The 13,225-nt window shown below is 51.6% G+C and carries 11 protein-coding genes and 2 pseudogenes; 8 read left to right on the forward strand and 5 right to left on the reverse strand.

The annotated features are described in order from the left end of the window. Positions 1–89: 89 nt before the first annotated feature. Both BGK68_RS08315 and BGK68_RS08320 read right to left on the reverse strand, forming a co-directional pair. Complete coding sequence (locus tag BGK68_RS08315; protein WP_143432990.1) at positions 90–1,403, reverse strand: TrlF family AAA-like ATPase; 1,314 nt, start codon at positions 1,401–1,403, stop codon at positions 90–92. Then, a complete protein-coding gene (locus BGK68_RS08320; protein ID WP_324617595.1) occupies positions 1,370–1,594 on the reverse strand; it encodes an ABC-three component system protein in 225 nt (74 codons plus the stop codon). The genes BGK68_RS08315 and BGK68_RS08320 overlap by 34 nt, the downstream gene beginning before the upstream one ends. A gap of 34 nt (positions 1,595–1,628) precedes the next feature. On the opposite strand from BGK68_RS08320, the gene BGK68_RS27150 reads away from it, so the two are divergent. The 3 genes from BGK68_RS27150 to BGK68_RS28660 are packed head-to-tail and all read left to right on the forward strand — an operon-like array spanning position 1,629 to position 2,711. Continuing rightward, positions 1,629–1,925: a three component ABC system middle component gene (locus BGK68_RS27150; protein WP_083657762.1), complete on the forward strand. Its 297-nt coding sequence runs from the start codon at positions 1,629–1,631 to the stop codon at positions 1,923–1,925. A 23-nt stretch (positions 1,926–1,948) separates the two neighbouring features. Next, entirely contained in the window at positions 1,949–2,560 is a 612-nt protein-coding gene (locus BGK68_RS27385) for a hypothetical protein (protein ID WP_198937181.1), read from the forward strand. 25 nt (positions 2,561–2,585) lie between these two features. Then, positions 2,586–2,711 (forward strand): ABC-three component system protein, encoded by a 126-nt coding sequence (locus tag BGK68_RS28660; protein ID WP_407645645.1) that lies wholly within the window; start codon positions 2,586–2,588, stop codon positions 2,709–2,711. Between the two features lie 30 nt (positions 2,712–2,741). Here the strand turns inward: BGK68_RS28660 and BGK68_RS27390 are convergent. Next, positions 2,742–2,876, reverse strand: a pseudogene (locus BGK68_RS27390) (transposase); the annotation flags it as partial. A 357-nt stretch (positions 2,877–3,233) separates the two neighbouring features. Between BGK68_RS27390 and BGK68_RS08345 the strand changes: the two are divergent. The 3 genes from BGK68_RS08345 to BGK68_RS08360 all read left to right on the forward strand — a co-directional run bounded on the left by BGK68_RS08345 (position 3,234) and on the right by BGK68_RS08360 (position 6,620). Further along, on the forward strand, positions 3,234–3,623 hold the full coding sequence (locus tag BGK68_RS08345; protein ID WP_075256715.1) for a MarR family winged helix-turn-helix transcriptional regulator: 390 nt from the start codon (positions 3,234–3,236) through the stop codon (positions 3,621–3,623). Between the two features lie 708 nt (positions 3,624–4,331). Further along, positions 4,332–5,198 carry a Rossmann-like and DUF2520 domain-containing protein gene (locus BGK68_RS08350; protein WP_233149262.1) on the forward strand — a complete coding sequence of 289 codons (867 nt, stop codon included), beginning with the start codon at positions 4,332–4,334 and terminating at the stop codon, positions 5,196–5,198. A 331-nt stretch (positions 5,199–5,529) separates the two neighbouring features. After that, positions 5,530–6,620, forward strand: a protein-coding gene (locus tag BGK68_RS08360; protein WP_143432993.1) for an IS3 family transposase whose coding sequence is annotated in 2 segments (ribosomal slippage) — positions 5,530–5,782 and positions 5,782–6,620 — 1,092 coding nt in all. Because the reading frame shifts where the segments join, the coding sequence is not laid out codon by codon here. A 193-nt stretch (positions 6,621–6,813) separates the two neighbouring features. Here BGK68_RS08360 and BGK68_RS08365 read toward each other — a convergent pair. Then, positions 6,814–7,035 (reverse strand): hypothetical protein, encoded by a 222-nt coding sequence (locus tag BGK68_RS08365; RefSeq protein ID WP_143432994.1) that lies wholly within the window; start codon positions 7,033–7,035, stop codon positions 6,814–6,816. 376 nt (positions 7,036–7,411) lie between these two features. Continuing rightward, positions 7,412–11,035 (reverse strand): autotransporter domain-containing protein, encoded by a 3,624-nt coding sequence (locus BGK68_RS08370; RefSeq protein WP_083657763.1) that lies wholly within the window; start codon positions 11,033–11,035, stop codon positions 7,412–7,414. Between the two features lie 327 nt (positions 11,036–11,362). Between BGK68_RS08370 and chvE the strand changes: the two genes are divergently transcribed. After that, positions 11,363–12,382, forward strand: a complete 1,020-nt coding sequence (gene chvE / locus BGK68_RS08375; protein ID WP_233149446.1) for a multiple monosaccharide ABC transporter substrate-binding protein — start codon at positions 11,363–11,365, stop codon at positions 12,380–12,382. A 287-nt stretch (positions 12,383–12,669) separates the two neighbouring features. Beyond that, positions 12,670–13,225: pseudogene (locus tag BGK68_RS28220) on the forward strand (transposase); the annotation flags it as partial.

Genomic DNA, 13,225 nt, shown 5'->3' on the forward strand with positions numbered 1-13,225 from the left:
TGTACGATAGGCGCCAACGCCAGCCGCTTTACAGCGTAGCTGTCACTCGTCGATGTCGGCTTGCCGGCAACCCAATTGAAAGGGACGCCTCACAAGCCGTATTTCCGTTTCCGGTTCTTGAAAGCCGGTTCGGTACCTTCGAGGATTTCGACGACCTTGGCCTTAATCAATGGCGACTCGATGCCGCCGGAGATGTAGTTGAAGGTGTTCGTCGCCTTGTCGCATGTGGCACAGATGATTTGCTCGGCATCGCACACAACGGCGAGGTTGGGGTTGTGGGTCACCATGATGACCTGGCGGCGTTGCTTGGCCGCTTTGATGCATTTCACGAGCACCTTGAAGATCGTCTGGTTGTCGAGGTTCTCTTCCGGTTGGTCGATGATGATCGGGATGTCGTCCTTGTCCACTAGGAGGTAAAAGACAAGCAGAAGCAGTCCGCGCTCGCCGGGCGAAAGCTGGCTGATTTCCTGCTGGTCGAACGTCAGCGAATATCTCGGCGCAAGGTAGCTCATGCCGAAGAGGTAGTCGAAGATGTCCTGAGGCTCACCGCCACGCCGGAGCTGGTCTGCGATCTTCGTTTCACGACCGCCGCCTGATTCGCGACGGTCGAAGTGGAGCATGTCATCGATGGTGTCGAGAAATTTCAGGGTGGAGTCCACGTCCCCAAAATTGACCTCCTTCAACAGCCCGCGCATGAGCTGGTTGCTGTCGTCCACGCCAGAAAAGCTGCCACGAGATTGGCGGTTGATTCGCGGGGAAAACTGCTCTTGAAAGTTGGGCTCTTCGATGCGCACATCGAAGTCCAGTGGTAGATGCATGTCCATCTGGGCGGCTGACTTGACGAATTCCTGCACGGGCTCATACAGCCGGCGGTATTCCTCAACCGTTTTGACAATCTGCTCAAGGACTTTCTTGGCCAACTCCATGCGGCTGGCTCTCAACTCCGCGAGCTTGGCTGGAAGGGCGCCCAGCGACTCGATTTCTGCCTTGAACCATTCGATTGATTGGGACTTTTCCTTGCTGCCCACGAGCTCTTCCTTGGCTCGCTCCCACCTGGCGACCTGCTCTTTGAAGAGGACGAACAAGCGCTGCTTTTCGCCGAGCTTGCTCTTGATCTCGGCAACGGCAGCCTCGGCCGCTTCGCGCCTCTTGTTGAGACCAGATGGGTCTTGGTTGGCGAGCGCCGCGTCGACGCTCGTGATCGAATCTTTCGTCGCCTTGCTGAGCGCCTCGATTTTCGTGGTGTCGATCTTCAAATCCAACTCGTCCGCTTTCAAATCCCCGCTAACCTCTAACAGCATCGGGGTCAACTGGGCGACAAACTGGTCGTGGGCTTTTTTGTGGTTGGCGATGGCTTGAGTGATCCGGCTCAGGACGGCTTGCCACTCTCCAAGTCGGCCCATTGATACAGCGCTTTACCCGCTTCCAAAAGAACTGCATCAGCACTATCCTCATCAAGCTCCTCGAAGACCACATCCCGGTATCGACTCCATTCATCAATAAGGCGGTCTTCGTATTCTTCCATTTCTCCCGAGACAAGGAGGTTTTGGCGAGCCCAGGAAGACCTCTGCTCGAAAGCTCGGTAACTTTTCAATCCCGCATTCTGCGGCCTGGTTCTATTCAGAGCATTGCAAGGCTATGAGGAGGAGAACCCGGACAGCATGCCGTTCTCTCTTGCGCTGTTGGTACTGCCGCTGTGTTTGCAGAAAGACGCTCGCGAAGTGATTGCGGGCAGTTCTCGCAGCTATCTTTTGAAAATCGTCGAAAAGAATCCGCAGTTGCTGGTTGGCTTCCAACTCATCGTGACAGAACATGCCAATCTTCGGGACCAATGGTTCCAAGATTCCTTGGTTGAGCAGCCATGGACCAAACCGCCAGCGCTAGTGCCGGAAGATTGGCCCTTGATGTCTAAGTCAACGTCTTGATCAGAAGAACTGGATGGGGAACCATGACTAACAAGATTCCGAATTCCGTCATTGGCGCCGTATATTCCGTTCAACAAGAAGATGGAGGAGGAATGAAAAATGAACCGGCTGGCTCTACCTGGAAGAAGTGGGACTTGCATGTCCACACGCCATCGTCGATTGTTCACAACTACCTTGAGACGCTGTGTAACGAGCTTGGCGATGGCGGCTCAGCGACGTTTGACGCCGAGCTGCGTAAGATCATTTACACGCACGTCCCGGAAGAGGCCCGGTTGGGCTACAACTCCATGGATGAGCTGCTAAATTTCAAAGTCGCCGAGATCGACAGTGCGCGCGAGCAAGTGCTCAAAGAAATCTCGAAGGCCAATGCCGACATATTGCAAACCGAACGCCGTCTTACGTCGGAGTTCAAGCAGTCCCTCCAAGAGAAACTCGACGCCAAGGTCGCCGAGTTGACTGCCCTCGAAGGAGCAAAGCCCGCGCAAGTCGAGGACCCCACAGCATCGGATGCAGCCAAGGAAGAGTCCAAGGTTGCGACAGAGAAGATTCAAGCCTGGGAAGACGAACTCAAAAAACTGCGCGACGAGGAAAAGCAGCTCCGAGACAAGAAGGTCACGGAAGCGAAGCGACAATAGCAGCACGCTTCGCATTCGGGAGCGTGTGACCGAGCCCTATGTTGTGCGCGGCGGATTCCATATCCTTGCAAACAGCCGACCACTTCCAAGAGTCTATTGGCATCCACGTTTCCTTAGCCGTGTCGGCCAGTTGTTGGGGGACGCAGAATGAAAAGATGGGATCAACGACCATTTGAAGTCAAAAAAACGTCTGTTCCGATATCCCGATGTTACGAATCACTTCTGCTACGGGCATACCCAATTCAGCCTGTTTCAGAACCGCAACAATCTGTTCTATTGAGAAACGTTTTTCTTCATGGCAAACCTCCTTCGTTATAAGGCCTAGCTTGCCGAAAAACTCACTTTCGGGGTGGTCTGGGTCTACCGATGCAGATCAACTGGTCAGAACCTTCTGGCGGATCCCCTCGCGCACGGTCAGGCTGACGTCCTGGATCATCTTGGCTAGCAACAGCTTTTGAGGAAAGGCCTTTTCAAAGGCCTCGCTTAGGAATATAGTTGCAAAATACAACCAAATGGAAAGCAGTATGACCAATAACCCAAAAGTCGTCGACGGAATTCGGACCGCATCACGCGCCTTAGTGCGAGAACTCGGATTTATGGGCGGAGATTTTGCTGGCACCAGCTTGTCGCCATCGGCCGTTCACACGCTCTTGAGCTAGACCATGCACCAGGCATGAGCGCCAGCGAATTAGGCACCGTCTTGCGATTAGAAAAATCCAGCGTCAGCCGGATGCTCCACAAGCTAGTCCTTGTAGGCGATATCGTAGAACAGATGGACGAAGGTGATGGCCGGGCAAAGCGGCTTTTCTTGACCGAGTCAGGACAGGCAAGAGCGCGCTCGATTCACGCTTTCGGGCGCCGCCAGGTGGCCACTGCGTTGGCTCGTTTGGAGCCTGGTCAGGACAACACTGTGCTGGAGGGGCTGCAGCTTTACACCAATGCGTTTGTAGCCGAAACCGAACGGACAAGCGCTCCCAAATTCAAGATCGTTCAGGGTTACAAATTTGACGAAACCCACCTGTGGACGTTCTCCGGTTTGCTCCCTGCCCGGCATTCTCTATGAATCCTACGGTTTTGCCTGCGTTGAAGAGACTCCAGGCAGCCAGTAGGGCAAGGAATTCCTTGAGCAGCGCCTTGTCAGAAAGCTTCCCTAACGTATTCGGTGGTTTCTATGAGTGCATCAGGTAAAACTGCTCTTGCGGCTTCAGCAACTGGGGGGAGTTGGCGTGGCCATGGTGTCCACTAAGACCGTGTCTGGAGACGTTTCGTTGGCGACGTTGGCCTTCTTGATTGAGATACCTGATTGGCATTGCCGTATTCATCGTGCCAATCGGACTATCTCAAGGTGTGCGCTTCAAAGCCCGCGATGGGATGGCGATTGCTGTTTTGGGGATCTTCCAGTTCGCATTGCTTATGCTGCTTCTTAACCATGCGCTGACCACTTTGTAGGCCACGACATGTGCTATCGTGTTTTCGACTATGCCATTGTTCACGATGTGCCTGGCGATCGTGACAAAGCGTGAAGCCTACAGCCCGCTCAAGCTCGTAGGCGTGGCGCTTGCCGTCTCCGGTGTGGCCTATCTGCTGAGCGCTCCAACTGCACAAGCAGGACCGCATACGACCAGCATTTCGGGATTTGCGGCGTTGCTTGGTGCAACAGTGACTGGGTTGGTCACCAGTATTTTGTACGGTCCGTATAATCAACCAACGCAGGTGCCGTTTGCGGCCTGTTCTTTAATCAACGGGGAAAAACGTCATGGGAGCAGATGCAATGCTTTCTCGCATCGGGTTCGTAGGGGCCGGCCGCGTAGCACAGACGCTAGCTGCGGCCTTTGTGCAAGCCAACTGTCAAGTGGTTGCTGTAAGCACCAGAAGTGCCTCCAATTTGGCAGAGTTTCGCACTCGGTGTCCAGATGCCATCGTTGTTGACTCAGCGCAAGAGGTGGCGGATCAGGCCAGTATCGTGTTTTTGACCGTTAGCGACGACGCGATCGGCCCGGTCTGTGCGAGTGTTCGATGGCGATCCGACGTCGCGGTGGTGCATTGTTCTGGCGCCACCGAGGTCGCGGCGCTGGATGCCGCTCGTGCAGCCGGCGCCCAGGTCGGCGGTTTTCATCCGATGCAGATGTTCGCGAACCCCGATGTTGCTCTGGCAGGCCTTCCGGGCTGTACTGTTGGTATTGAGGCCGAAGGCGATCTTCTACGCAATTTGCAATCGTTGGCGCAATCGATCAAATGCGTACCGTTTTCTCTGCCCGCCGACGTTCGTCCGCTTTACCATGCTTCCGCCTATTACGTAGGCCCATTTTTGATCACACTACTGAAGGAAGGGGCCAATTTGTGGTCTCGCTTTGGCGCAACAGAGCGGCAAGCGTTGGATGCCATGACGCCTCTTCTGCAAGGAACTGTGGCTGCCGTTCTGGATGGTGGCCTGGCAAAAGGCATGGGCGGGTGCGTGGCACGAGGGGATATTGGAACCATTGAGAAGCATCTCAGAGCGCTCGAAGATTTCGACAGCGCCGCTGCCAACCTGTATCGAGAACTGGCTACCAGAAATATCCCACTGGCAATCGAGCGGGGGACGTTAGCACCACCGCGAGCAGATGATATAGCGGCTTTATTGCAGAACTCAAATTGAACAAAGCACTTGTTCAATGGCCATTAACCGGTCAATCGCTATTTTCTTGACCACATTTAGTTGCTAAAGATAAGTCGAGGGGCACTCCAATGATGGCGGGGAAAATGCCGAATCTGTCCTGAAGAGTGGTGTCTGAGATACTCGACCTGGTTCCTATTGAGTAGATTGGATGGTGCGTCTTGTAGGCAGAAGGTGGTACCGCTTAAGAATTTTGCGTGGCTCTTTTGCAGAGAATATTCATTTTGCAGGAATTCATGTGTTTTCTTGGGTAATCCCCCCTTAAAACCAGCGTCGTCAGAAGTAGAATATTCTCATTGAGTAGTTCTACAGCATGAAAAGATCCAAATTCACCGATAGCCAGATCATTGAAGCGATCAAACGGGTCGAGGCCGGTTTAGGCGTGCCCGATCTATGCCGCGATCTGGGCATCAGCTCAGCCACTTTTTACAAATGGCGCTGGAAGTACGGCGGCATGGACGTATCGCTCATGGCGAGGATGAAAGAGCTGGAGGCGGAGAATGCCCGACTGCGCAAGATGTACATCGAGGAAAAGTTGAAGGCGGAGATCGTCACGGAGGCACTCGAAAAAAAGTGGTAAAGCCATCTCGCCGTAGCGAGATGGCTAAACGGGTAGTGCAGGAACGTGGGGTGTGGATCCGATTGGCATGCCGCGCGTTCAATGTCAGCGAGGCTTGTTATCGCTACGTGGGTAAGCACAAGGCTGAGAACGACGACATTGCAGACTGGCTGATGCGCTTGACGGACAACCACCGCAACTGGGGTTTCGGGCTGTGTTACTTGTATCTGCGCAACGTGCGTGGATTCGCCTGGAATCACAAGCGGGTATATCGGATCTATTGTGAGCTTGAATTGAACTTGCGTATCAAGCCGCACAAGCGCCTGGTAAGGCAGAAACCAGGACCGCTTAGTGTTCCGATCGACGTTAACGAAACTTGGTCGATGGACTTCATGCACGATCAACTGGATGATGGTCGCAGCATCCGCGTGTTCAATGTCATTGAAGATTTCAACAGGGAGGCACTGGGTATCGAGGTGGACTTCTCACTGCCTTCGGAGCGTGTGATCCGTAGTTTGAAACAAATCATAGAATGGCGCGGAAAGCCTGCAATGATTCGCTGTGATAACGGCCCTGAATACCTAAGTGCAGCCATTACAGAATGGGCGGCGCTACAGGCCGAAATTGTGCTGCACTACATCCAGCCTGGAAATCCTCAGCAGAACGCCTACGTCGAACGATTTAACAGAACCGTGCGCTACGAATGGCTATCCCAGTATCACTGGGATGATCTGGACCACGTGCAGCGATTCGCCACCGCCTGGATGTGGACCTATAACCATGAACGCCCTAATATGGCCTTGGGCGGAATCACCCCGAAACAGCGGCTGGCCATGGCTGCTTAACGTTTCTACTTCTGCCAAACGCTAGAAATGGGGGGATTACCACTGACGATCCGTCGCACCGTCGAAAAATCGTCCACGACGAGAAAATGATATGAATCTTTTTGCATCTTAGGGGACATGATTTCTCCTGGGCAATCCATTAAAACGCCATGCCGCTATTTATCGATAACGTGTAATAAAACTTTTTTTTTGCTTAATTCAAGAGTATCGCCGGATGCTCTTGAACGAGAGACTCGAACCACGGGATGACTTGATCCATGGCGATCGCCAATGGAATGTCTTCGTTCTTCCCACTCCACAATACTTTCTGAACACACACTGCAACGCCGATCCATTCAATGGGATGCTCGGCCAGTTGCCGTTTAAGACGGTGCTCTGAAAGATCGAATGCGCTTTCCAAAATCTTTGCTGGCAAGGCATGCTTTTTCGGGTTTTGAATGAGGAAAATTCACCATGCAGCATGTTGATTTGCTCGCAGAATTGCCCCCTCATTAATTGACCCGTGTACGAAAGAGCTGAGGCGATTGTCAGGTGGTATAGACTGATTCGATCGTTTCAGACGATCGTATATATCGTGATCGTGTTTCTTGATATATCCAGTCGCCTGGCAATTTCTCTAATTGGGACGCGGTCTCTAAATACCAGTGTCGAATTATTCCAAGTAGTGCCACGTCTATCGCTCCGTTCTTCTGCTCGCAAGGCATTCGGCCTTGCCCAAGAAAATTTAACGCCGAAAACTAACCCTTAAAATGGCCTAGTGTTCCATCTCGGCTCATTCGAGGAAAAACCTATCAGAAGCTAGCGTTAAGTTTCACATTTAATCCATTACTTCTGGTGCCACCACCGAACTGACCATTGTAAGCGACACCAATTTTCGTATTTCTATTTACCTGAAAATCAAAGCCACCAGTAATAAGTATGGCATCTTCGGCGATTGGCGCACCAGCGATGGAGAAATTAGGACCCGAGGAAAACTGGCGAATAAGACTCGCATCCCGATCGCCGAATGCGTGACGCCAACCGACCGTGGCACGAAGTGCGGCTTCCGTTTGGCCTATGGAAAAAGTGCTTAAGTTGCGTAGTCCGATCGTACTGAAGGTTGTGTCAATACTCTGCGAAGGGAAAGACAGGGTGGTCAAGCCACCCTCTTCTTGGAAGTTGTCGATGCCAGTACGAACGTAGGCAACCCCGACAAACGGCTCAAGGCTTGCCACGTGATTGGTGAATGGTCGGGACACCTCACCGAAAATCTGGAAGGTACGGCCATGGTAGTCGCCGCGCACACGCTCCACCAGCCCATCTCCAACCGATGTAGAGCGCTGGTTGGTAATTTGGTGCCAAGAATAAGCAGTTCCGCCTGAAAGTAAAATACCATCAACCTTTGTTGAACTGTAAAGGCCAATATGATAACTGTCACTGTTGGCCGAACCGGAACGACTTCCGGCGTCGTAGGTGCTGTGGCTATATCCACCGATGATGCCGAGTCGCGCATTCTGCATAAAAGGAATGTCTGCTCCTACCAATAGACCGCTGGTATCGACTCCAATTGTTGAATCATTTCCCTTCCGACTCCCGAAGTTACCGAACGTATAACCCCAACTGGTGTTTACAGTTGATGAGGAATCGTCTGAAAGGCTTTTCCCATCGGAGTTGGACATTAAAGTCGCCTTAGCGGAATCAACGCCAAAGTGTGATCTTTCGGACACGACGGTACGAATTGACTTTGTTTCTTCTTGCAGGGAGGCAACTATCGAAGAGTGAATATCCCCCGAAAGCGAATCGAAAGCGACACGAGCGGACGGTGGATTCAGCGTTGCAAGATTTCGGCTAACTGCGTTAGCCTCTGGCGCGCTATCGAGGGCATTCGCCACCGACTTCTGATTGCGCGTGACTGCCACGGAGGCATAGGTTGTACGGTTTCGTACAAGCGTTAAATCGATCGCATTGGCCGAGTAGACAAGATTGGGCGTTAGAAAAGTATAGTTTGAGGTGACGGTGTCGAATCTTCCCTGTACACCACCGTCAGCACTTAAAATACGGTAAGTAACGAAAGGCGCATAATTGCCATCAAGTCCGACATGTTGGACATTGCCGCCGTCAATACGAGCGAGACCTGAAACCTTGATGAAATCGCTATTTTCACCAGAAGGACTGACTTCCACTTGGTACGTCGCGCCAACCTTAAAGGTCAAATCGCCCAAGATGGTAATCGTACCAGGCGAATTTCCCGGAGCGATGACGCCACCAGTGCCAATGGTAGTTGTGCCAACACTGCCTAATCCCTTCAATGTCCCGTTTTTTTCCACTTCAACTGTTGCGATGGTTGGCCCATTTGCGATAAACACGCCACCGTCGGCGATGGCAACCTTGCCACCGAACGCATTGTTGGCGACAACGGTGGTGCCGGAGATTCTGGTCGTGCCACCGAAGCCAGAAAAATCACCGGTAATGTCGAGAATACCTGCGCCGCTAATCCGGAAATTTCCCGAGCCCCCGATGGTGCCGGACTGGGTCGCACGGCCAGTGGCAACGTCGAGATTGCCCCCCCCCTCCAGGACGAGCCGGTTCTTGACATTGATTCCGTCGATATAGGCAAGTGTGGTTTGATCGGCGAGAATGATATCGCCCTTCCCTGCCGCTGTGGATGTGCCGAGCGCCAACGTACCTTTTTCAACTTTCACATCCCCCAAGAAACTATTGGCTCCCGCCAGTAACAATCTCCCATCACCACGTTTGACGAGCCCTCCGCCGCCATTAATCGTGCCGGATATGGACCCCATCCGCCCTTGGCCAACTGTGATGGCGGCGGATCCTTGCAGAACGGTAGTTGCTGCTACATCCAGTTGTCCGCTGGCAGAAATCGACGCAGCTTGAAGACTCAACTTGGTATTGTCTGATACGGACAGATCTCCTCTAGTCGAAAGCGAGCCATGATCAAGGACGAGTTGCCCACCTGTGGTATTGGAGGAACCGGTCAAGGTGTTCGTGCCAGTCAGTGTAAGCGTACCAGCTTGAAGTGTAAAACCACCAAAACTATTGGTACCGGTCAGCGTCAGTGCGCCGCCACCCGCCTTGGTTAGGCGGCCCGTACCGCCGATGTCATTGCGCCAAATATCGGTGGCATTGTAGCCTGCGCCCGGCTTGGCTTGGTTCGCGGCTTTGGTCATGTCCATCGTTACCGATACATCGGTATCGAAGCGACCATAACCATCAGCGGCTGCGAAGAGATTAATGCGACTCCAAGGATCGTCGAGTATCTGCCCTGATGGATCAGAGGTGGTGCGAATGATCTCTCGGAGTTGGTCGGCCGAAAGATAAGGAAATCGTGTCTGAATGAGATATTCCGCATTTTCTGGCACGATCATCGGCTTGTCAGTTGGGCCGATTGGCGCAAATCGATAATATTTCGTGTAATTGTAAAAAGCTTTGTTTCGATCATGATCAGAAAAACTATCAGTACGCTTATCTGCGCATGCCTGAAGTGCCATCCCGCCACACCGCTCCACCATGTTTTGGCGTATCCGTTCGGGATTAGCAGCAGTATTAAGCCAACTCGTCGGATTTTGGCTCTGCTGCGCTAACAGATCAGCGACCGCTTTATAGGCCATCACTCTGGAGGCCATCACGTCAAGTGCATAGTGTTGCCCCGCCACGATCCGGCTTTCGCCATATTCCTGAGCACGGGCAATGAATGGCTGGAAACGCTCTGGAAACAAATAAGCTGCGAGAAGTGACGCACCGGTAGCTTTTGCAGTGTGACCACTCGGATACGAACTACTTGTCGAGCAACCAAAAAGCGGCATAATGTGACCAGATAGGCTGGCAGCGCAAGGACGTGGTGAGTTAGACATCCCCTTACCATATTCGTGCAATTTGCCCGGTGAGAAATCGCCCGAATTCATGAAAGGATTAGCATTCTCACCGCCAATACCACTAAATAGTCCTGCATCCAAACCACCCTTGGCACGATCCATCATGTTTGCCATGTTGAAGGTGGCATTGTCTCGAACTGCAAGGTCTTTCCGTACTTGCGTGGTGTTGCTCATGATGTCTCGAACCATCTGAAGATTTTTTTCTTGGAATTTCGGATCGCTTTGTCTCAGTTTATCGTACTGGTCGACCAATACTTTCGTAAATTGCTTCGCATCTTCTGCGACCGCAGGTGAAGTGATCATGGTTGCAGCGATCATCGTGATAGAAGAGCAATGAGGCGCGGCGTTGAATTTGCAGAATTTACTAAGAAAAAAATTCATTGATAGTCCCCTATGCACATGCAAATCCATGTTAAGAAAGGGGCTATTATTTGAAAAAATTGTTACGGCATAATTAAATGTTTCGACTTTTCCTGATTGAAAATATTCTTGGTTTATTGAGGGTTGGCCAGCCTTGAAAAGGGCTTGTATTGGAAACACCATTGGAGAGCTATAGATCGCATTTGCATCATGACGATTTACTCATAGTCATGGTGTGATTGATATTGGATCTGGAACATCATTTGAAAGACCCCCCACAAGAAAGACCGATATTCAAAACAATATTTCTTTTGCGGAAAAAAACATTGGCGATACATTGCTTTAATGATTATCGTGGAAGCCTTGCGAAGCATTGATCTTCTCGCCCCCCCCCCGTGATTTTGGCACGCTTCGCATTTGTGAGTAAAACAACAAATAACTGAGGAAACCAAAATTATGAAACTCAAATTGGTGTTGATCGGACTGGCGTTCGGCCTGTGCATAAGTCTGATGGCGATGAATGTGCAAGTTAGAGCTCAGAACAAAGCTCTGATTGGAATTGCCATGCCGACAAAATCATCGGCACGCTGGATTGCAGACGGTAACAACATGGTCAAGGTATTCAAGGAAAAGGGCTACCAGACTGACCTGCAATTCGCTGAAGACGACATTCCAAATCAACTGGCGCAAATCGAAAACATGGTGACCAAGGGTGTGAAAGTGCTGGTCATCGCCGCCATCGACGACACTGCCTTGTCTGAGGTACTCCAGAAAGCAGCAGACAAAGGCATTAAAGTCATCGCCTATGATCGTCTGATTCGAAAGACCAAGAACGTCGATTACTATGCAACATTCGACAACTTTCAGGTCGGTGTGATGCAGGCTTCTTACATCGAAAAATCACTGGATCTAACGTCAGGCAAAGGCCCGTTCAACATTGAACTCTTTGGTGGTTCGCCTGATAACAGTAATGCATTTTTCTTCTACAATGGTGCCATGTCAGTGCTCAAGCCCTACATCGACAAAGGCATGCTGGTTGTGCGCAGCAAACAGATTGGTATGGGCAAAGTCGCCACGTTGCGTTGGGATGGCGCGACTGCGCAATCCCGTATGGACAACTTACTAAGTGCTTATTACACCAACGCACACGTCGATGCGGTGCTGTCGCCATATGACGGAATGAGCATCGGCATCATCTCCTCGCTCAAAGGAGTTGGTTACGGTACACCGAAATTACCGATGCCTGTCGTTACAGGCCAAGATGCGGAAATACCTTCGCTCAAGTCCATCATCCGAGGTGAGCAACGATCCACCATCTTCAAGGACACGCGTGATTTAGCCAAAATTACTGTTTCCATGGTTGACGCTATGTTGTCGGGAAAACAGCCGACGATCAACGACACCACAACATACAACAACGGTGTCAAGGTTGTGCCGGCCTTTCTATTGAAGCCAGTTAGTGTCGACCGCAATAACTGGAAAAAGGTATTGGTCGACAGCGGCTACTACACCGAAACACAAGTCAAGTAGCCAGGTTCAGCCTGCATCGTTTGAGCGCTTCGAATAAAGGCCCTATTGACCAACCAATTACTTGACGAGAGAACAGGTCGATTACTGAGGCCAGAAACAGCCATCCTTCATGTGTCCGAATATAAATACCGTCTTGTGCATCAATTCTTCGATGTTTTTGATTCTTCCGAAAAGAGATAGGCTTGGCCTGACTTCAGAACGCCGAAGTGATCTGCATCGACGAAATCGGACCGAACCTGGATTGAGTTTTTCGGCAAACTGTGCCTTAACGGAAAAGGAGGTTTGCCATGAAGAAAAAGCGTTTTTCAGTGGAGCAGATCGTGGCGGTGCTGAAGCAGGCGGAACTAGGAATGCCTGTTGCCGAAGTGATCCGCAACGTGGGTATTTCGGAACAGACGTTTTATCGCTGGAAGAAGCAATACGCCGGCTTGCAGTCGGATCAGGTCCGTGAGTTCAAGCAACTCCAAGAGGAAAACGCAAGGCTCAAAAAGCTGGTTGCGGAGCTGAGTCTGGATAAAGCGATCTTGCAGGATGTCGCTGCAAAAAAATGGCCCGGCCCGCGTTGAAGAATGAAGTAGTGGACTATATCGTCAGTCACTACGGCATTCAGATACGTCGGGCCTGCAGGTTGATGCAACATTTGCGCAGCAACTATTACTACCGCAGCGTCAGGGATCCGCAGTTGGCGCTGCGCCGGCGCATGCATGAAATTGCCGGCACCCGTGTGCGCTACGGTTATCGGCGCATCCATGTATTGTTGGGGCGAGAGGGTTGGCAGTTAGGGCGGCATCAAGCTTATCGGATCTACCGTGAAGAACAATTGCAGTTGCGTTCGAAGTTGCC

Source organism: Herbaspirillum camelliae (assembly GCF_001929405.1).
In the GTDB taxonomy this organism is placed as follows: Bacteria; Pseudomonadota; Gammaproteobacteria; order Burkholderiales; family Burkholderiaceae_D; genus Herbaspirillum; species Herbaspirillum seropedicae.